At 47.1% G+C, this 20,901-nt stretch carries 21 protein-coding genes; 5 read left to right on the top strand and 16 right to left on the bottom strand.

The window, feature by feature from the left end; all coding sequences use genetic code 11:
* Nucleotides 1–89 precede the first annotated feature (89 nt).
* Nucleotides 90–1,895, bottom strand: coding sequence for a GH32 C-terminal domain-containing protein (locus AC6I3O_RS00625; protein ID WP_497849324.1), 1,806 nt, complete (start codon nucleotides 1,893–1,895; stop codon nucleotides 90–92).
* A gap of 159 nt (nucleotides 1,896–2,054) precedes the next feature.
* On the opposite strand from AC6I3O_RS00625, the gene rbr reads away from it, so the two are divergent.
* Nucleotides 2,055–2,594, top strand: coding sequence for a rubrerythrin (gene rbr / locus AC6I3O_RS00620; RefSeq protein WP_497849323.1), 540 nt, complete (start codon nucleotides 2,055–2,057; stop codon nucleotides 2,592–2,594).
* Between the two features lie 82 nt (nucleotides 2,595–2,676).
* On the opposite strand, the gene AC6I3O_RS00615 is transcribed toward rbr, so the two are convergent.
* The 10 genes from AC6I3O_RS00615 to AC6I3O_RS00570 form a co-directional block, all read right to left on the bottom strand.
* Complete coding sequence (locus AC6I3O_RS00615; RefSeq protein ID WP_497849322.1) at nucleotides 2,677–3,264, bottom strand: hypothetical protein; 588 nt, start codon at nucleotides 3,262–3,264, stop codon at nucleotides 2,677–2,679.
* 62 nt (nucleotides 3,265–3,326) lie between these two features.
* Nucleotides 3,327–3,944, bottom strand: coding sequence for a V-type ATP synthase subunit D (locus tag AC6I3O_RS00610; RefSeq protein ID WP_497849321.1), 618 nt, complete (start codon nucleotides 3,942–3,944; stop codon nucleotides 3,327–3,329).
* A 26-nt stretch (nucleotides 3,945–3,970) separates the two neighbouring features.
* Entirely contained in the window at nucleotides 3,971–5,356 is a 1,386-nt protein-coding gene (locus tag AC6I3O_RS00605; RefSeq protein ID WP_497849320.1) for a V-type ATP synthase subunit B, read from the bottom strand.
* 14 nt (nucleotides 5,357–5,370) lie between these two features.
* Entirely contained in the window at nucleotides 5,371–7,131 is a 1,761-nt protein-coding gene (locus tag AC6I3O_RS00600; protein ID WP_497853393.1) for a V-type ATP synthase subunit A, read from the bottom strand.
* Between the two features lie 4 nt (nucleotides 7,132–7,135).
* Nucleotides 7,136–7,723, bottom strand: a complete 588-nt coding sequence (locus AC6I3O_RS00595) for a V-type ATP synthase subunit E (RefSeq protein ID WP_497853392.1) — start codon at nucleotides 7,721–7,723, stop codon at nucleotides 7,136–7,138.
* An 81-nt stretch (nucleotides 7,724–7,804) separates the two neighbouring features.
* Nucleotides 7,805–8,113, bottom strand: a complete 309-nt coding sequence (locus AC6I3O_RS00590; RefSeq protein ID WP_497849319.1) for a V-type ATP synthase subunit F — start codon at nucleotides 8,111–8,113, stop codon at nucleotides 7,805–7,807.
* Nucleotide 8,114: 1 nt separating this feature from the next.
* Complete coding sequence (locus AC6I3O_RS00585) at nucleotides 8,115–8,546, bottom strand: ATP synthase subunit C (RefSeq protein WP_497849318.1); 432 nt, start codon at nucleotides 8,544–8,546, stop codon at nucleotides 8,115–8,117.
* Between the two features lie 20 nt (nucleotides 8,547–8,566).
* Nucleotides 8,567–10,501 carry a V-type ATP synthase subunit I gene (locus AC6I3O_RS00580; RefSeq protein WP_497849317.1) on the bottom strand — a complete coding sequence of 645 codons (1,935 nt, stop codon included), beginning with the start codon at nucleotides 10,499–10,501 and terminating at the stop codon, nucleotides 8,567–8,569.
* Nucleotides 10,498–11,544: a V0D/AC39 family V-type ATPase subunit gene (locus AC6I3O_RS00575; protein WP_497849316.1), complete on the bottom strand. Its 1,047-nt coding sequence runs from the start codon at nucleotides 11,542–11,544 to the stop codon at nucleotides 10,498–10,500. The genes AC6I3O_RS00580 and AC6I3O_RS00575 overlap by 4 nt, the downstream gene beginning before the upstream one ends.
* Before the next feature lie 3 nt (nucleotides 11,545–11,547).
* Nucleotides 11,548–11,859 (bottom strand): hypothetical protein, encoded by a 312-nt coding sequence (locus AC6I3O_RS00570; RefSeq protein ID WP_497849315.1) that lies wholly within the window; start codon nucleotides 11,857–11,859, stop codon nucleotides 11,548–11,550.
* 287 nt (nucleotides 11,860–12,146) lie between these two features.
* Here AC6I3O_RS00570 and trmB point away from each other — a divergent pair, with 287 nt between their 5' ends.
* From trmB to AC6I3O_RS00550, 4 genes are all read left to right on the top strand, one after another.
* Nucleotides 12,147–12,800: a tRNA (guanosine(46)-N7)-methyltransferase TrmB gene (gene trmB / locus AC6I3O_RS00565; RefSeq protein WP_497849314.1), complete on the top strand. Its 654-nt coding sequence runs from the start codon at nucleotides 12,147–12,149 to the stop codon at nucleotides 12,798–12,800.
* 77 nt (nucleotides 12,801–12,877) lie between these two features.
* Nucleotides 12,878–13,018: a hypothetical protein gene (locus AC6I3O_RS00560; protein WP_497849313.1), complete on the top strand. Its 141-nt coding sequence runs from the start codon at nucleotides 12,878–12,880 to the stop codon at nucleotides 13,016–13,018.
* 39 nt (nucleotides 13,019–13,057) lie between these two features.
* Entirely contained in the window at nucleotides 13,058–13,381 is a 324-nt protein-coding gene (locus AC6I3O_RS00555; RefSeq protein WP_497849312.1) for a thioredoxin family protein, read from the top strand.
* Nucleotides 13,382–13,485: 104 nt separating this feature from the next.
* Nucleotides 13,486–14,808 carry a DUF1002 domain-containing protein gene (locus AC6I3O_RS00550; protein WP_497849311.1) on the top strand — a complete coding sequence of 441 codons (1,323 nt, stop codon included), beginning with the start codon at nucleotides 13,486–13,488 and terminating at the stop codon, nucleotides 14,806–14,808.
* A gap of 156 nt (nucleotides 14,809–14,964) precedes the next feature.
* Here AC6I3O_RS00550 and AC6I3O_RS00545 read toward each other — a convergent pair whose 3' ends face one another.
* The 5 genes from AC6I3O_RS00545 to glgB form a co-directional block, all read right to left on the bottom strand.
* Nucleotides 14,965–15,795, bottom strand: a complete 831-nt coding sequence (locus tag AC6I3O_RS00545; protein ID WP_497849310.1) for a hypothetical protein — start codon at nucleotides 15,793–15,795, stop codon at nucleotides 14,965–14,967.
* 3 nt (nucleotides 15,796–15,798) lie between these two features.
* Nucleotides 15,799–16,341 carry a helix-turn-helix domain-containing protein gene (locus AC6I3O_RS00540; protein ID WP_497849309.1) on the bottom strand — a complete coding sequence of 181 codons (543 nt, stop codon included), beginning with the start codon at nucleotides 16,339–16,341 and terminating at the stop codon, nucleotides 15,799–15,801.
* 161 nt (nucleotides 16,342–16,502) lie between these two features.
* Nucleotides 16,503–18,221 (bottom strand): IS66 family transposase, encoded by a 1,719-nt coding sequence (locus AC6I3O_RS00535; RefSeq protein WP_304523303.1) that lies wholly within the window; start codon nucleotides 18,219–18,221, stop codon nucleotides 16,503–16,505.
* A complete protein-coding gene (locus AC6I3O_RS00530) occupies nucleotides 18,208–18,468 on the bottom strand; it encodes a hypothetical protein (protein ID WP_305085201.1) in 261 nt (86 codons plus the stop codon). Before AC6I3O_RS00530 ends, AC6I3O_RS00535 begins: the two co-directional genes overlap by 14 nt.
* Before the next feature lie 456 nt (nucleotides 18,469–18,924).
* On the bottom strand, nucleotides 18,925–20,835 hold the full coding sequence (glgB, locus tag AC6I3O_RS00525; protein ID WP_497849308.1) for a 1,4-alpha-glucan branching protein GlgB: 1,911 nt from the start codon (nucleotides 20,833–20,835) through the stop codon (nucleotides 18,925–18,927).
* Nucleotides 20,836–20,901: the final 66 nt, after the last annotated feature.

The following is a 20,901-nucleotide window of genomic DNA, read 5'->3' as shown; positions in this document are numbered from 1 at the left end:
GGACTTGACGTCCCCCATTTTTTTTGCGCAGACCCGTGCAGAGGAAATATGCCGCTGAGACGGCGCAAGAATGTGCTTTGGCACATTCTTTATTTCCGCCAGATACCATCCATCTTCCAAAGACAGACTCGTCCCACCTTCGCAGCTTCTCCAAATTCCGCCTGAAAGACTCCGTCACGGTTATCCTGATAAAACAGCTTCGTCCCCACAGCTTCCCCGTCGTTTAAATAGACTTCTATAAGCCTCCTATCCACAAAAATCTCCGCTTTTTGCAGTTGCTCCACTTCCGTCACAAACTGTACGTTCTCAGACCGGACTCCTTTCGTCCGTATCCTCACCTGAACGCCTTCCCGCTCAAGCTGAATCTCTCCTGCTTCCGACCTCCCTAACAAGAGCCGGAAGTCCGTATCCTCTGTCAAATCAATTCTCGCATAGTAACAATTCCCTTCCACCTTCTCAAACGCCAGATTCTGTGCCGCCGCGTCACAGATCTTTTCCCCGCGCAACCGATAAATCTCCTCTGCCGGCTTCTGGTACAGCCGCCCATTCCGCACAGAAAGCTCCCTTGGAATCGTCATTGCGCCGCAGGAGCCATTTGCCTCAGGCACATGTTCCTGATAAAAGTCCGCCGTCCATCCAATCGCAATCCGCCTTCCATCATGCTCAAATGACTGCACGGCATAAAAATTACTTCCAAAATCATATGTCCCCTTGCTCTCAGGAATAAAGCTGCCATCCTGATAATCTCCAATATACCAGTACGTGGGTTGATATCTCTGCTGTGCATCCCGGTACATCATCCACGACCCTGCCGCCACAAACCGTCCGTCTAATGCGAAGAAATCCGGGCATTCAAAAGTATAGACGCCCTCCGTCCGCTCCTCAACCAGCACGCCCGCATAGTCCCATTTTTCCATATCCGCTGAACTGTACCGCACCAACGATGGAATCCCGTTTACCTTCGTACCGATAACCATCTGCCACCTCCCGTCAAGCCAATACGCCTTGGGGTCGCGGAAATTATTGAAAGAAAACGTATCGTCCAGCCGCTCCACAACCTTAACCTCTTCCCCAAAATGAATGCCGTCTTTTGACCTTACCATAGTCTGGTACTGCCGTGTATTCTCCTTTGTCTCCTCAGCAGTCCCGATATGCCGTGTCAGATAAAATACAATTTCATCCTCAAGAGCCACTGCGCTTCCGGAAAAAGCGCCGCCCCTTAACTCCTTCTGCGCCAGAATCTCTTCCTGAGGCTGTAAAGTATAAGGCAAATGAACCCAATGCAGCAAATCCTTGCTCGCCGCATGTCCCCAGTACATGACATCCCACTCCTGGCTATGGGGATTCGCCTGATAATATAAATGATAATACCCTTTATAATAACACAGTCCGTTGGGATCATTGATCCAATTCTTATATGCATTAAAATGATACTGCTCCCGGTTCGGCGTATCATACCACGCGCCCAAATCCTGGATTTCCGTCCAATTACCTGTTCCCTCAGGCAAAGAAGTACACTCTAAGCCTCCCTCCCCGCATCCTGCCTTGTTTTGGCGCATTTCATCTGTTACATATTCAAGGAAACGCACTCCGGTATCCATCATATCCTCAGATTCAGACAGATACGCAATGCTAACCTCGCAGTCCAAAAGCTCCAGCTTATACTCCGAATCATTTTCTAACGGAATCCTATGTAACGTATAACGTACGTCTCCTGCCGGATACTCCCGCATGTCTTCTCCATCCTTATAAATCCGTAGGCTTCCCCCTTTCCCTTCCAACGATTTCAAAAATATTTCCAAACATCTATACCTTTTTGGACGAAGTCCACCCGCCCGCAGGGCATGCATTACGGTGTGCCCTTGGGTATACTTTCCCGTATATATTTTTCCCATTGTTTTGTTCTCCCTTCCTGCCGTATTCTGACCTTCTTTTGCCTTTAGAAATATTATAATGGATACAACAAAAGATTGCAAAAATATGCTTGATTATTATGTAAAACATGCTATAATAACAATAATCATTACTATTTTATTCAAAGGAGGATTTCAATCATGGAATTAAAAGGAAGTAAAACAGAGGCAAATCTACAGGCTGCATTTGCCGGAGAATCCCAGGCAAGGAATAAATACAGTTACTACGCATCTAAGGCAAAAAAGGACGGCTATGTACAGATTGCCAACATCTTTGAAGAGACTGCCGCCAATGAAAAGGAACATGCGAAAATCTGGTTCAAGCTGCTTCACGGCGGCTCGGTTCCGTCTACCATTGAGAATTTGAAGGACGCGGCAGACGGTGAGAATTATGAGTGGACAGATATGTATGAGACATTTGCTAAAGAAGCAAGAGAAGAAGGATTCGATGAAATTGCGTATCTGTTTGAAGAAGTGGGAAAGATTGAAAAGGAACACGAAGAAAGATACCGCAAACTCCTGTCTAATATCGAAGGCGGTCTGGTGTTCTCAAAAGAAGGGGACAGTATCTGGCAGTGCTCGAACTGCGGTCATATTGCAGTCGGCAAAAATGCTCCCGAAAAATGTCCGGTATGTGCGCATCCTCAGTCTTATTTCCAGATTAAGGCAGAGAATTATTAGAAAACATGTGGGGCTTCCTGCTAACGGAAGTCCCCTTTTTATAATAATCCTTTTCTCCTGTCAAACCTTGATTTGTTTAACATTAATGCCATTCCACCGTATTTTCATCCGTCACTTCCATCGTATCCTTATCCACAAGAAAAAAACCTAGAATCTGCGTGTCCATAACCGGATTACCGCTCTCATCGCAATACTCTTCCTCATAGACAAACTCATCCTGCTCTCCATAATCTTTCATATACTCATAGGTAACTTTCTGCACCTTATATCCATTTACACCACCGTCAAATACCATTTTTTCCCGATAAACGACCGCATACGGCCACCCCTTCGCATCCATCATCGGAGTATACGCCGTATCGATTCCGTCCGCAGCCTCCACGCCTGCAAGCATACCCTCTGTGTAAAGATAATCCGCAACCGCCTGCATCTCCCTGTCAATACGAAGAAACTTCTCCTCTGTTGTCTCCTGTCCTTCCTCATACACAGACTCACTATCATCAATAGTATCCGGTACGTGAAAATCATCATCAACAATTCCCATATCTGATATTACTCTTCTAACAATTCTGGAGCTATATTGAAATACATAAAATACACTAAACCCAATATTCACAATCATTGAAATGACGGCAGCAGCCACAATCAAGACCGTTTTCCATTTTTTCATAGCGATACACCTCTCAAAAAAGAGCAAAGCCTCCGGTTAATCCCAAAAGGCTTCACTCATCCCTATTTCCCCTGCATCCGCTTAATCACCTTCAGCCTGGTAAACTCTTCCCGTTCCTTCTCCTCCAGCGCATTATTAATCGTATACACCAGATTACTATACATCGGAATCGTAATATTCTTCAGCGCATTCGCCCTCTTCTGCGTCTTCTTAATATTTGCCGCAAGCCGATAAGCCGCATTCTCCACCTCAGCCAGCTTAATCGTCAGGTTCTTGACCGCCCGGAACGCCTCCCTTACGATATCAATCGACTCCTTCGTCGTACCAAACGCATAAGTCAGGTCATTCTGCTTATCATCATACTTAATATGGGGAATCTCCGTCCCCATAATACTCCTGGTCTGAATACGAATCGACTCCTCAATGGGAACCGTAAACGCAAGCTCCTGCACCTTGCTGATGCCCTGCTCAATATTCGCCCGCTGCAGACACGCATATGCTCTGGTAAATGTAACATCAATCTCCTCCTGAATATTCTTCGCCTCGTCAATCAATTCCATCAATTCCTTCAAAAGAATATTCCTCTTCTTATCCATAAGGTCATACCCCTGATGGGCAAGCGCAAGAGAATTTTTAGCAAGCATCAGATTTCCTTTAGTAGGAAACTCTCTCGGGTCCATATACCGCCCTCCTCATCTGCCAAATGTTAAACATCCCCTTCATGAGGATAATACTTCTCCACCAGCTTCGTGTCGATCCGATCCAGCTCTTCCTTAGGCAGAACACCCAAGAGCCGCCATCCCAGATCCAGCGTATCCTGAATCGACCGGTTCTCCGTCGGTCCCTGGCCGATATAATGCTTCTCGAACTCCTCGCCAAACTTCAGGTACTTCTTATCAAGCGGAGACAGCTCATCTTCACCGATAACAGAAGCCAGATTCCTGGCCTCCCCCACCTTCGCATAAGCAGAGAACAACTGATTCGCAAGTCCCTGATGGTCTTCTCTCGTATACCCCTCTCCAATCCCATCCTTCATCAGACGGGACAGAGAAGGAAGGATACTAATGGGCGGATACACAGCCTGCCCATGGAGGTTCCGGTCAAGCACCACCTGTCCCTCCGTAATGTACCCGGTCAAATCCGGAATCGGATGGGTAATATCATCATTGGGCATGGTCAGAATCGGAAGCTGTGTCACAGAGCCGCTGGCCCCCTGCACAATCCCCGCCCGCTCATAAAGCGTGGCCAGCTCACTGTACAGATACCCAGGATACCCCTTTCTGGAGGGAATCTCCCCCCTGGAAGAAGACACCTCACGCATCGCTTCCGCAAAAGACGTCATATCCGTCAGAATCACCAGAATATGCATATTACACTCAAACGCCAGATACTCCGCCACCGTAAGCGCCACCTTAGGCGTAATCAGACGCTCTACCACAGGGTCATTGGCCAGATTCAGGAACATACACACATGGTCAGACACGCCGCTCTCCTCAAAAGTCTTGCGGAAAAACTCCGCAACATCATGCTTGACGCCCATCGCCCCAAACACCACGGCAAAATTCTCATTCGTCCCGTCCCCAAGGGACGCCTGTTTCACAATCTGCGCCGCCAACTGGTCATGGGGAAGCCCGTTCCCCGAAAAAATCGGAAGCTTCTGCCCCCGAATCAACGTGGTCAGCCCGTCAATGGCAGAGATTCCCGTCCGGATATAATTCCTTGGATACTCCCTGCGGACCGGATTCAGCGGCAGGCCGTTCACGTCTCTCTTCTCGGCAGACCCAATCGTCCCAAGCCCGTCAATCGGCACCCCGACGCCGTTAAACGTACGCCCCAGCACTTCCGGGGAAACCGCCACCTCCATGGGATGTCCGGTCAGCCGCGTATGGGTATTCCTAAGCGACATATTCTCCGTTCCCTCGAAGACCTGAATCATCGCCTTATCCTCATACAACTCCACAATACGGCCCATCTTCTTCGTATTGCCGTCCACCACAAACTCCACAATCTCATCAAAAAACGCACCCTGCAGCCCTTCCAGCACAACAAGAGGGCCGTTTATACTGCTAAGACCCAGATATTCAATAGACATATACAGCTTCCTCCTTATGCGTTCTTCGCAATCACACGATTATAGAAATCATCAATATCTTTCTTATATAAATCCAACAACTGCAGATTATCATTTGGCACATCATATTTAATCGCAATGACCTTCTCAAAAATGCCTTCTGCCTTCAACACAGACATGGGCTGTCCCATTGCCACCAGATGCCGCGCCGTCTTATACAGATACAGGATGACATCCATCATCTTAAACTGCTTCTCCATAGACACACAAGTATCATCCTTGTGAAATGCATTCTGCTGCAAAAATCCCAGCCGGATCACCTTTGCAATCTCAAGAACCAACTTCTGGTCATCCGGAAGCACATCCCCGCCGATCAGCTTCACGATTTCCATCAGGCTGCTCTCCTGATTCAAAATCGCCATCATCCGATTCCGGTAATCCACAAACTTAGGCGAAACATGATCTGCATACCAGCCGCTCAGATCATTCAGATACTCACTGTAGCTGCTCAGCCAATGAATCGCCGGGAAATGCCGGGAATACGCCAGAGACTTATCAAGCCCCCAGAAACACCGGACGAACCGCTTCGTATTCTGGGTCACAGGCTCCGAAAAATCACCGCCCTGAGGCGAAACAGCGCCGATAATAGACACCGAACCCGTCTCACCGTTCAACGTCTGCATCATGCCCGCCCGCTCATAGAAAGCCGACAATCTGGAAGCAAGATACGCCGGGAAACCTTCCTCCGCCGGCATCTCCTCCAAACGCCCTGAAAGCTCACGCAGCGCCTCTGCCCAACGAGAAGTAGAATCCGCCATAATCGCCACATCATACCCCATATCCCTGTAATACTCTGCCAGCGTAAGTCCCGTATAAATCGAAGCTTCACGGGCAGCCACCGGCATATTAGAGGTATTCGCAATCAGCGTCGTCCGATCCATCAAAGGATTTCCCGTCTTAGGATCGACCAACTCCGAGAACTCCTCCAACACCTGCGTCATCTCATTGCCGCGCTCGCCGCATCCGATATAAATAATAATATCCGCATCCGCCCATTTCGCAATCTGGTGCTGAGTCATCGTCTTCCCAGTCCCAAAACCACCGGGAATCGCAGCCGTTCCCCCTTTTGCAATGGGGAACATAGTATCCAGAATCCGCTGTCCCGTCACAAGCGGCACCGTAGCAGGGAAACGATGGCTCACAGGACGGGGAACACGAATCGGCCACCGCTGCATCATGGTAAGCTCCTTCCTGCTGCCATCCGACAACTCAACCACCGCCAGGACATCCTGAATCCTGTAATCCCCGTCCGGGACCACAGACACCACAGTCCCCTCCACATCCGGCGGAACCATACACTTATGAAGAATCGCCTGCGTCTCCTGTACCTCGGCAATCACAGCCCCACCGTGGACAGGTTCTCCTTCCACGATTGTAAGGTGCGTTTCCCACAATCTGTCCATATCCAGAGAATCCACAGAGACGCCCCTTGTGATGAACGCCCCGCCGTTATCGGCAATCCGCTCTAAAGGCCGCTCAATCCCGTCAAAGATATTATTCAGGATTCCCGGCGCGAGCGTCACCGAAACCGCCGCTCCGGAAGCCTCCACAGTCTCGCCGGGACGAAGCCCCGATGTCTCCTCATATACCTGAATGGTGGTCAGATCCTTGTCAAGAGAAATCACTTCTCCCACCAGCTTCTCCTCACCGACATACACCATCTCAGACATCTTAAACTCCGTCTTATCTCTCAGGTAAATGACAGGCCCGTTAATCCCATAAATCTTCCCAGTCATAACACTATCCAACCTGCACACCTCCCTTGAACATAAACTTCCTGTACTCATTCTCAATCGCACCCTTGAACGCATGGTCGATCAAAATATTTTTCTCCTGGATCACAGCGCGTACGCCGCCGATAAAATCCTCCTTGCTCACAGTCAGCGCCATGCCCGTATGCTCCTCAAGGTATGCCTTCTTATCCTCATCCGACGGATTAATATAAATCGTCATCGGCGCTCCGTTGGCAAACTTCGCCGCCTTCTCAATATAAGCCACTAAAAGGCGCGGATAATCCTCCGACTTCATATACTCCCGCACCACTTCACGGACTTCATCAAACAACGCCGCCTTCAATTCCTTCTGCGTCTTGCTCAATTCCCGCTTCAGCTCAAGCTGCGCCTTAGACATCGCCATATTCAACTGCTGCTCGGCGCCGACACGCTCCGTCTTGACCCGCGTCTCCGACTGGCGGAGCATCTCCGCCCTATGCTGCTCAAACACACCAAGCAAGGCGTCCTCATGCTGCTTTATAATCCCATTGCCCTCAGCCCTTGCCTCCTCCATCGCAGCCTCCTGCAAATGTGAAATCTTATCATCAATCGTCAAGTACGTCACCCCACATTCCAACTCCGGAATAAACGGTCCATGCCAACTTCGCCGGCACAGCCTGCTATCCCCCGGAAACATTTACAATTTCAGTCCAATCGCCTCATTTACATAAGAAGTGATAAAATCTTTCTTACGCCCAGTCCCATGCCTGTCCGGAATCTCAATCAGCAGCGGCATGGTCCGCAAAAGCTTAATCTCGTCAATCAAATCCGGAAACTCCCTGCCAAACTTCTCCGTCAGCAGAATCACGCCGATGGACTTATCATTCATCGCATTCTCAATCGCCGTGCGAAGCTCCTCTCTCTCATGGACAACAATCCCGTCAACGCCCGCAAGCCTCATGCCTGTCAGCGTATCCACATTATCACTAATCAAATACATCTTCATCTTACAATTTACCCAAAATCATAAACGAAATAATCAACCCGTACAGGCAGACACCTTCCGCAAGACCAACAAAAATAAGAGATTTACCAAGGGCGCTGGAATCCTCGCTAATCGCCCCAAGCGCCGCGCTCGCCGCGCTGGCTACGGCAATACCGCCGCCGACACAAGAAAGCCCAGTAGACAGCGCAGCTGCAAGATACCCGAATCCGACCGCATTAGAAGCCGTCTGGGCCGCGTCTGCCGCCTGCGCCGGCGCGCCACCGAACAACATGATCCCTGCAATGGCAAACGCCCCGAAATAAAAGAATGCATTCACCCCGATTGCCCTCTTATAACGCTTCTTCGTCTTCTCTCCAATCAAAAAGTATCCAAAAGGAATGATAATACTAAGCACCAGCGCCGCAATAAGTAACAATTTCACCGTTAAAGTCATGACCTATATCCTCCTCATATCTATTTACTCTGTTTGTTAAATGGTTTAAATTCCCGTCCGCTTCCCTTATAGAAACGGCTGAACATCTCATAATATTCCAGCCGGAGCACCTGAATCCCGACAATCAGCCCCTCCAGCGCGCACACGATCACATTTCCCAAAATAACGCCGAACAGGTTTGGCGTCCCGTTCTCAGCCCCCGACAGCATCAGCACCACTTCCATAATCGCCGCATGGCTCACCGCAAACGCCCCGATACGCACATAGGACAGCGTATTGGAAAAATAACTCAAAAGCGTCTCGAACAGCTCGAAGAAGCCCTGGACCAAAAACATTGCCTTGCTCTCTTCCATCTTCTTATGGTTATGCTCCACCAGATTCGTAAGCGGCTCCTTGAACACGAAGAGCAAAATCGGGATTCCAAGGAACACAGCCATCATCACATTTCCCGGAACCTGATGCCCGGTCATATACAGCACGATCGTCAGCACCAAAAAACCATAGAAGACAAGTCCCGCAACGCCATTTGTGGAAAACCACAGATTCTCCGTATCATGAGACTTCGCCGCGTTGATGATCTGGAAAATCATCACCAGAATATTAAGGGCCATACCAAAGGCAATGGCAATGATGAACACCGTATTCAGCTGGCCGATGAAGGGCAGATTCGTCATAGCCTCAACAGGCCGCATCCAGACCGCAGGAATCAAATCCTCGAACCCAAAGACACTGCCGAACATCACGCCAAAGACCATGGAAAAAATACCCGCAATCGACACAATTCCCGCCAGGCTCATCTTTTTCTTGAGATAAACCAGCCCGCCGATCAGAAACAGACAGAAACCTTGTCCCACATCACCGAACATCGCGCCGAAGATAAACGTATACGTCAGGGCCACGAACATGGTCGGGTCCATCTCGTCATGGGCCGGAAGCCCGTACATCTTGATGAACAGCTCAAAAGGCTTGAAAAATCTCGGATTCTTGAGCTTCGTCGGCGGTTCCCCGAAGAACTTCTCCCGGTCTTCCTCCACGACGATGAATACCCGATCATCGTCCTTCGCTTCTTCCATCAGAGCCGCCACGTCGCCTTCACCCATCCAGCCGCAGAGAATATAATAATCTTCCTTCGTATCTCCCACGTCTGTGCGCGCCGCCATCTTCCGGACGTCAAAATTATTGGACAACTCTTCAAGACGTTTCCTTGCCCCTAAGATTTTTGCGGCATGGCTTTCTACCAGCTCCTCAATCTTGCGGTCAATCTCCTCCATCTGCCTGCGGTTTTCCTCAATATCCTTCTGCAAGCCAAGGCAGGCATCCTTAGGCGTCCCGATAAATTCCGAAGGAATCGTGATCCGCTCAAAATGCAGGGAATTAAACGCCGAATCTACCTTGCTGGTATCCACATTCGACACAAAATAACAGCCGTAGACATAATTCTCATTCCTCGTACCCTCTAAGAACACAGCCTGTAAATCGCCGAACAGGTACTTCTCTAATTTCTTATAATAATCCACCCCGATCCTGCCAAAACGAATCTTCATATACTTATAATGCATCGTCTTATGCAGATCCAAATCAAGAGGGGCAAAAGGCTCCAACACATTGAGGCGCTCCCGCACATCATTTTCCTTCTTGCCAAGCAGCTCCTTCTTCTCCTGCAGATCCAGATAATCATGGTTAATCTCCCGGATAAACGCAAGCATCTCATCCTTGGACATGGACTGGTCGAGACGCTCCGTATCCTTCGTCAAAAGAGCTGCGAACTGCTCCGCCTTTGCCAGCGCGTCCTTATACGGGTTCACCTCCACAAAAGGCAGGAGATTATCTGTCGTTTTAAGCTCAGTGACCGCATTTTCAAGCTGCATCTCATATTTAGACAGATATTTGTCGCACACGCGGTCGATATCCATTCTCGGGCCGCTGATGCTCAAAAACTTCATCTTAACAATCATTGCATCACACCTCCTAAGTATCCTAACGTTTCTCTTGAAGATAAACCGTAGCGGATACATTCAAGGGCAGTAGTTAGTTTATAAATCTCTTCTTCCTTTAAAAACAGATATGTATTCACAGTGGCAATCGAATAAGGGTCGCGCCTCCGGTCAATCATATACTGCTGCCGCAGACATTCCTTATACGTAGCCTCAAGCGTCTTCCCGCTGATATCCGCATATCTCCTTGCATAATAGGTTTCATCCAGCCGCTTCTCATACTCCTCTACGGTGGGAGTCTCCACAAGGCTCTTGAACTCATCTACACTAAGCCTGTACTGAACAGGAATCGTCATAGAATAAATATCCGGCGGCAGCTTATTATAGTACTTTTTTGCCCGGTAAATCCACTGGATATTCAACAGGTCAATCTTCATGCCGATATCCCGCACATACATTTCCCGCTCCTTGCCGCTAAGGATACGCCGGTTCTTCCTCCACATTTCGGAAAAATAATACAAGTCAAGAGTCAGGTCATAATCGAACAGCGTCGCCCCTTCCATCTCCCTGACAGCCTGAAGCGGCGCATAATATTCCGTACCCTTGAGGTTATCAATCAATTCCTCCACATTCCGCGACGTAATCAGCTTATCAATGGAAATCTGGGAATATTTATCAAAAAATTCCTTCTTATAAGCAATATCAAACGGCATATCATAGTGGTTAAATACAATACGGAGACAATAATTAATCAGGTCAATCTCATACCTCTTCCAGTATACTTTCAGGAACTTCTTCTGCTCCATCCCTGCAAACCGGAAAATCCTCGTATAGTCGTCAAACAAAGACTGATACAGAATCTTCTCCATGTTCCCCCTATGATACAGCGAAATGTCCATCTGTTCCACATATCTTGTATAGGCAGGTTTCCCTTTCAGATACTCAATGGCTTCCGGCACGCTTTTCAGATTCGCAATATTCTCATAATCCCGGCTGGTAAGAAGCTTCGCCTGCATCGCCCGTATCTTCGTGGTAAGCCCGCTGTATGACATCACATTTCCCATGCCCTACACCTCTACAATATGCGCCAGGATCTCTCTGGCATAGGCAGTATGGTTTTCCTCAAATTCCTTCTTTAAATTATCGATCGTCGAAGAATTCTTCTCCCTCTGCTCCTTGAGGATTCGCTCCATCTTCTCCTCCGCCTTCTGCCTGATCTGCGCTAACTGCTTCTGAGTCTTGTCCTCAAGTTCCCTGTCGAACTGATCTCTCTGAGCCTGAATCTTCTTCTCAATCTCACTCTTCTGAGCCTGCGCATGCTCCACAATCGCTTCCGCCGTTGCCTCGATATCCGCCAGTTTCTTAACAACCGTGTTCATTGAGCCGCCTCCATTCCTCTAAGATTCTTATCTGTGCAACATATCATATCTCTTACAGCCGCCCGCCGATACAGACAGACAAAAATAACATGGTTTTTGCCAGTATATCCCGCTGATTTGCACACAATTATAATATACTCCATTTTTTTCAAAATTCTATAGTAAAAATCAACAAAAAAACCTTTAATTGTTACGTTTTTCACACACTTATATTTAATTGACATTTTCCATCCCCCATTATAAACTAAGAAACATACAGAAACGCTTGAAAACAGGGGGAATCGCATATGCGTCTTAGAAATATACCACGCGCTGAAAGCGTGCTGAAGGAATGTAAAGAAGTTGTTAAAAATGAAGCGGACTGCCAGGGGAAATGGTGTGAAGTTTTCGGGAATACCAATCCAGTCCATATGGAAATCGGCATGGGGAAAGGGCAGTTTCTTCTGGCTCTTGCCGCACAGAATCCAAAGATTAATTATATCGGCATCGAACGGTACTCAAGCGTCCTTTTGCGGGCAGTGGAGAAACTTCATGAAATCCAGCCGCCGCTTTTAAATATCCGCTTCATCTGCATGGATGCCCGCAGCGTCACAGAAGCCTTTGCTCCCGGGGAAATCGACCGCATCTACCTGAACTTTTCCGACCCATGGCCCAAGGCAAGGCATGCCGCAAGACGGCTTACGTCCAAAGAGTTTCTCGCCCGTTACCATAATGTCCTGACAGATGGGGGTACGATAGAATTTAAGACAGACAACCGCCTGCTCTTTGATTTCTCCGTCACAGAAGTAAACGCTTCGACGGATTTTCGCCTGGATGGGTGTACCTACGATTTGCATCATGATACGGAAATGAACCAGGGGAATATTATGACGGAGTATGAAGAAAAATTTTCCTCACTTGGGAATCCGATTCATAAACTAATTGCCATACGGGAACACTAATTGTTTATAATTTTATTCACACTCCACCCTCCCCCCGCATATATAATATAGAAGAACTTATGTCTGGAAGCATGCACATGGGACACAAAAAAAGGAAGAAAAACCTCCGGCAGAAAATATGCGAATTCACCTACCACAGAAAAGGGCTCCACAATAAACTCCTCTGCCTGAAAAAATCCATGGATGAAGTATACCGCACCCTGAATCCCGGCTGCTGACTGGCAAAGAACATTCTGACAACAAGGAAGGTGTAATCAATGCAGCATTTAACATCCCAAAATTTCTCCACAGAGACAACACGGGGACCGCTTCCGGTCATCGTCATGTTCTACGCCGTCTGGTGTGGAAAATGCGCCATGATGAAACCCATCGTAGAAGAAATAGAGAGAAAATACCGGGGGCGGATTCGGTTCTGTGAGGTAGAAATCGACGAATCCCCTCTGCTCGCCGCCGATTACGATGCGGACACCGTTCCCACATACGTCTTTTTCCGGAACGGGAAATTCCTTGGCAGCATGCAGGGGATCATAGATGAAGACGTGTTTGAACGCCGCCTACAAAAAATCTTTAGAAATAGTTAAGTCTTATTTCATTTGCAAATACAGAAGAATGTGTTATATTAGGGGAGATTCAAAGCAGAATACTCAGACAAAAAGGGGGTATCGGTGGTCAAACACCAGACAATATGAAAAATATAAAAAAAATAATACCAATTATCACAGCAGCCGCACTCACCTGCGCCAGCCTTCCCATGGCGGCACAGGCAGACGGAGCTAAGGTTGTCACAATCGGGGCAAACCTGACAGACGAACAGAAAAAATCAATGTACGACTACTTCGGAACCACACCCGAGGCTGTGAATACCATCGAAGTAACAAACACCGACGAACGGAAATACATGGAGGGCATCGCCTCCGAAGCCCAAATCGGGACGCAGACCTATAGCTGTTCCTACGTAGAGCCCACCACCAGCGGCGGTATCCAGGTCAAAGTAGGGAACCTGACCTTTGTGACAAGCTCCATGATTGCATCCACCCTGCTGACCTCAGGTGTAGAGAACTGCAACGTCGTAGCAGCCGCCCCATTTGAGGTATCCGGCACAGGCGCACTGACCGGAATCATGATGGCATACGAGAAAGCCAGCGGAGAGACTTTAAGCGAAGAACAGAAGTCCGCCGCCACGGAAGAGCTGGTAACTACCGGCGCACTTGCCGACGCAATCGGCAAAGAAGACGCCGAGAAACTGATGAACGAAGTGAAAAAAGAAGTCATCGAGAATGACCTGACCGATGCCGACAAAATAAAGGATGCCGTTACAGACGCAGCAAAAGACAAGGGCATAACACTGACCGAAGAGCAGATGGCACAAATCAGCGCACTGATGAAGAACATTTCCCAGTATGACTACGATGTGAACTCTCTGAAACAGACCCTTGATAATCTGGAAGGCAAAGTCAATGACAGCGGATTCTTCCAAAACCTGTGGACTTCCGTAAAGAACTTCTTCACAGGCGGTTCCGATAATGGCGACGGCGGCATCATCAACGATACCAAAGACGAAGTACTTGGAGAAAACGCAGTAATCGACAGCACATTGGAAGCCTCCGGCAAAGACAATGAAGCCGACAAAGACGAGGACGAAGGCGGATTCTGGGATAAAGTGACAGGGTTCTTCAAGAATCTCTTCGGCGGCAGCGACAAAGACGAGGACGAATCCAAAGAAGACACCGAGAGCATGGAGGACGGCGAAGACAATACAGAAAATGCATCCGGCAATTCTGACAATACAGACCAATCCGGCGATTCTGACAATACAGACCAATCCGGCGATATGGCCGACAACCAAGCTCCTGATAACAGCAGCAACGGAATCACACCGACAGATGAAGAAACCGGAAATGATTCCGACGATTCGGCAAATGCCGCAGAAACAAGCAACAATACAGCCGATACCGAAAATGGTACAAATGCCGACGGAACCGGAACAGATACAGAAAACGCACAATAATGTATACCCAGGCATACCCTAATTTATGCCCCTGCCGGGGCAGGAGGCCTTCGTACACAAATTTAACAACAACCGACGCTATCCCGCTGTGGAACTGCCGTGAAACACCTACTTTCCGCCAGTTCCACAGCGGGATGTTATCTTGTGAAAATCTCTCTACCGAAATAAATACCCATACTTCCGCCTCTGCTGCAAAAGAACCGTAAACACCCGCTGCTTCACCTGCTCCGGATACACATCCTCCTTCTCCAGCAATTCCCGTACCTCCTTCTCCCCAAAAGAAAAGTGCATCCCATCTCCATACAACGTCTCAGCAATATCTAGCTGTTCTTCAAAAGAACGGCAGAAACTCTTTGCTTCCACCCTATGCATAAGTTCAATCACGTCCTGCCCCATCGGATAATCCATGGCCGTATCCGCAAGAAGCGCCGCTCCTTGATCAAAAATTGGACAGTAGCCATACCCCACGTCCCCATCCCACATTACGGCAATGTTATGCGTATGCCGATCCTCATTCAAGAATAACGCATCGACGGTCAATAGCTTACACATATATCTGCCAAAACCCGAAAGCCCGGTAATCCGTTCCACCTGCTCCACCACAAACTTCAATCGCTCTTCATGCTCCCTGATTCTGAAAATACTCCTGTACAGACTTTCTCCATAGTAACTGTAGAACAATCTTTCCAGCGTAATTATCTGCCAGTTCCCAGACTTCTTTGTTGAGGGCGCCTTCAAAAAATCCCGGCTTCTACATCCGGTATAACATTGATTCCTGTACCGGATTTTCTCCGTATCATACCTGACAAACTCTTCCCGTCCCAGAGACGAATATCCCAGTAAATGCGATACCATGTACTCCGCAAGCCCCTCATACCCCGTATAATCCGCTTTATACCAGTACTCCCCCTGATTCCACTTCAACTGATTCCCCTTAGAGGAATGCCTCGTTTCTTCCTTCCTGTCCTGCTCAAATAACTCTATCATCCATTACCTCTCAACCCGTATCCAGAAATCGTCCTCTGCCATCCTGCCTTCCGTCCTCTCGATAATCATCATAGGATCATAGAACGGAATATCATACTCACGGAGCACGAGCTTCATCTTATCCCGCGTAGGCGGAAAACATCTGGATTCCAGAAACTCTTCATACTGCTGATAAGATGGCTTCTCAATCTTCCCGAATGCACGCTTCAGCAGATGCCTCGTATAATTAACCACCTCCACATCCCGATTTCTCTCATCCACATCAATCACGGTACATAACTCATCCCGGAACATATAAGACAGCCTAAGCCTTGTCTTTCTCTCAGGTATCTTTCTCTCTTCCTCAATCTGAGGGTGTTCTCTCAAAATATTCACGAGTGTCACAATCGGTCCGCTAATCGGAGTCTTGCTGTACTCCCATCGCTCCACTGTCTTCTTTGAAACATTTGCAAACCTTGCAAAATCTTCCTGAGACAGTCCAAGTCTTTTTCGGCACTGCCTGATCTCTTCACCCGTCACCTGATGTTCCAATGCATACTTCTCCATTTTGCACCCTCCTTTCCTTACTTTGTCTATTTTTATTTATATTATACCCTCATTTTTAGGTTAATTCAATTATTTTGCTTATTTTTTATATTTACATCTCATAATCCGTTACATTTCACACCCACGCCATCTGTATAATAAAAAAGGTTGCTGCTTTGGCGTTAAGCTTTAGCAACAACCTTTTCCTGTTTTATTTTGGGCGGGCGTTTCCGTTCATATATTTCTGATATCTTCTGATATACATCTACATTTTGTGAGCGTAACAAATAGACTATGCTTAAGCCATTACAAATATCGTTTAAACTTTCTTGGCTCCGCAGAGTAATTGCCTGCTTCTGTTTTCGTTTATAGACTCTTGCCAATCTTTCACATAGGGAATTATTGGCTGGAACCCGTTTGTCATGCAGGAACAATAATTCGCTTTCTTTATATTCCCTTAACCGGAGAAATAGATTATACCCTTCCCTATAATACTCCGTCGGCGGCTCATCCTGATATTCTTTCTCCGCCTTGTTCAGGATTTCGTCATACCTTTTCTCGAATCCCTCAACAATTATCGGATCAAGTTCTTTCTCCCCCAACCCATTTCGGTAATGCAGCATCTCCTGGAACAATCCGTGCATCTCCTTGTTCCATTCCAGCTGCGGCTCATTCTGCTCGCTGCCGATCAGATAGCGGCAGTCATGCTGGGTACACTCCTGATGTTTTGTTCCATAATGGTAAAATGTCTTGTCATGGTCATGCAAGACAATCCCAACATAATTCTCCAGCGGCGTTCCTTCTATTCCTTTATGCCCTTTTTTCTCCCTGCCTATATAAAGTGCCACATCTGCAATCGGGGATGCAAGTATAAGGACCTGCGCACTGTGCCCATTTACAGATGCGTTTGTAAAATCTGCATTCATGACCGGAGACTGCATTAGTTTCTTTATAATCTCTTTTTTCTCTTCCGCTGTTTTCGCTGAAAATTCCCTGGTAAGACCATTGATCATGCCGTCGGACAGTTCGATCTCGCCTTTTGTCAATTCTGAGATTAGCTTTCTTATTTTTCCATGGGATACGTTGCATTCATTGCTCAGGAGAAAGGCAAGTGCCTTCACCGTCCCGTCATAGTTCACTTCATTGATATATCCTTCTGGAAATGGAGCATGTACACGGGCTCCGGTTCTTTTGTCACGGTATTCCTTTGTCGTATATTCCATGACCGCTACAGACATCTGGATGACCACTTTCTGTTTCCGAATGATTTTTCCCGTCTCATAATAATTCTCTTTATCCAGGTATTTTGCAGGTGCAGGGATTTCATGTGTCTCTGTTACGGCATGGAGCTTCCTGCGGTGTCCGGCATGGCCTGGCTGTCCGCCCGGTTTCCGGTCAGTTTTTACCCGGCTGTTCGGGATTTTTTTCCTGCCGGGTTTCTGCTGGGAAGAGGGGATGGATGAATTCTCAAAATCCATATTGACCTGCGCAGTCAGTTTTTGGTTCAGGCCTTTTTCTTCCTCCAGTTCAGCCCCTACCCTGTAGAATTCCTGTCTTATATCACGGCATTTATCTAATGCTTCATCTCTCTGGCGAACAACTTCCAGATTCTCTTTTTTGAGCTTTGCAATGAGACGGTCTTTCCTGTCAAGTTCTTTTTGGCATTCGTGGTAAAGATCATCATTTGCTTCCATCCATTGATTACGGACAGACCGGATCTCCTTACGTGCCTGTGCTAATTCTTGTTTTAATTCCCGGATATTTTTTTCAAGTTTCCGAATAATACTCTTATATTCTTCTTCTAATTTTTGGTATCTCTCGCCGGATTTAAATTCGGCGATCTGCTGTGCCAGTGATTTCACTTTGTACTGTAATGCACTTGTATATTCAAATGGATTCATCTGTAATCTCCTTTGATGAATTAGGGCGGGAATCTAATACCTGTGCCATCGTTCTGCTTAATTCTATTGTCTCTTCCAGTTGTAATGTCAGCATGGAAATATATTCTTCTTTCTGTTCAAGAAGCTCTTCCGAAGTCCGAATACATTTTTCCTGGATTCGGATTACATTTTCTGCTTCTTTAAGAGCATTCTCCAATTTAGAAATCTGTAATTCATATTTTTTTATAAGTGATGTTTCTTTACTCATTGCTGCCTCCGCACTTGTAATAAAAAAAGTATAGCAGAAACCTGGAAAAAAAGCGAATGAATGAAATCTGGCATTCGTCATTTTGCCAGGGATAAATTGTTGATTTTTCAAGACAAATGGATATTAAACCACGCAGAAAGAGATGTGAGAAGGGGGGGGTTTAAGACGAAAAACAGAAAAGAGGAAATGTTATCCACAAGAAATATCTGAGGACAAAATGTTAATAACATTTTGTCCTCAAATGTATCATTTACTGTGGATAAAATTTTTTTTAATTTCAGCACATTTACCAACACTTTCTAAAAAGCCTATTACTGGCGTGGGTGTGAAAAGTAACCATAATCCCCTGTCGGCAGTCTCCTTCCAATAAGGAAACAATAAGAATAATAAAGCCTGAGACAGCAAGCTCTCACGCCAGCTATCTCAGGCATTTTTTCACTTAGGAGTCAATATCCTCTAAAATTCAAAAATCGCAACCCCATACGGCGGCAGCTTATAAGCAAATGAAAACGGCCTTCCGTCACATTCTTTCTTCACGGCCTTATAAATTACAGGTCTTTCCTCGCCTTTCCCGCCATACTGCACATCATCACTGTTCATAATCAGTTTATACTGCTTCTTACGCGGCACACCCACTCGGTAATCATCCCGCGGCATCGGTGTAAAATTACATACAAACAGCAGATTCTTCTTCTTTCCTCTCGAATGTCTCACAAAACTAAAGATACTCCTGCTGGCATCATCCGCATTAATCCACTCAAAGCCTTCCCAACTGTCGTCCAGCTCATACATCGCCTTATTGCGCCTGTAAAGATGAAGAAGATCTCTCACCCAGTTCTGCATCTGCTTGTGTTCATCCTCCCCAAGCAAGAACCAGTCAAGTTCTCTCTCCTCGCTCCACTCCCGCAGCTGTGCGAACTCCTGTCCCATAAACAGAAGCTTCTTCCCGGCATGTCCCATCATAAACGCATAACCGACCTTCAGGTTCGCATATTTATCAAACCCAAGCCCAGGCATCTTATTCAACATAGAACACTTCAGATGCACTACCTCATCATGGGACAGCACCAGAATATAATGCTCACTATGGGCATAACTCATAGCAAACGTCATCTGGTTGTGATGATCCTTTCGGAAATAAGGATCTAGCTTCATATACTCCGTAAAATCATGCATCCAGCCCATGTTCCACTTGAGGCTGAACCCAAGGCCGTCATCCTCCACACTGCCCGTAACCATCGGCCAAGCCGTAGATTCCTCGGCAATCATAACCACCCCCGGATTCCGTCCAAGCATCACCGAGTTCAGATGCTTAAAGAAATCAATCGCCTCTAGGTTCTTATTGCCGCCATATTTATTCGCAATCCACTGCCCGTCCTGTTTCCCATAATCCAGATAAAGCATAGACGCCACAGCATCTACCCTCAGCCCATCCACATGGAACTGCTCTACCCAGTACAAGGCATTGGAAATCAGGAAATTACGCACTTCATTCTTCCCATAATCAAAAATCTTCGTCCCCCAGTCAGGATGCTCTCCTTTCTTAGGATCTGCATATTCATAAGTAGGCGTACCATCAAAATCAGCCAGTCCATGGATGTCCCTGGGGAAATGCGCCGGAACCCAGTCAAGGATTACCCCAATCTTATTCCGATGGAAATAATTCACCATCCATGCAAAATCTTCCGGCGTTCCATAACGGGAAGTCGGTGCAAAATACCCAATAACCTGATATCCCCAGGAACCGTCGAACGGGTGCTCCGCAATCCCAATTAGCTCCACATGCGTATACCCCATATCCTTCAGATACTTGACACATTCCTTCGCAAACTCCCGGTAATTATAGAACCCTTCATCTTCCCTTCCCGGATGGCGCTTCCATGACCCGATATGCGCCTCATAAATCGACATCGGCTGCTCCGTATGTTTCCATGTCTTACGGTTCTCCAACCATACATTGTCCGTCCATGCAATCTTCGTAAGGTCGGCAACCCTGGATGCCGTTCCCGGTCTTAACTCCGCATAATTACCAAACGGATCTGCTTTAAAAACAAACTCTCCCTGGAACGTCTCCACACAGAACTTGTACAGAGCATACTCCTGCACATCTGGAATAAAACAAGTGTATATGCCAAGAGGCTCTTCCCTCACCATCGGATTCGCTTCCATATTCCATTCATTGAAATCACCCACCACAGACACGGAACGCGCATGAGGCGCCCACACTGCAAAATACACGCCTTCCTTCTTGCCCTTCTTCACCTTATGGGCGCCGAGCTTCTTATAAATCTCATAATGATTGCCTTGCCCAAAAAGATACTGATCAAGTTCACCGATTTCATATGGTTTTGGTTTTTTTACTGCCATATAGTCATCCCTCACATTCTGTTGCGATATTACTCTTATTATACTTTAGACTGGAGCAAAAATAAA

It is taken from the genome of Sporofaciens sp. St.21A7 (assembly GCF_059728535.1).
This window is presented reverse-complemented; position numbering and strand designations above follow the sequence as displayed.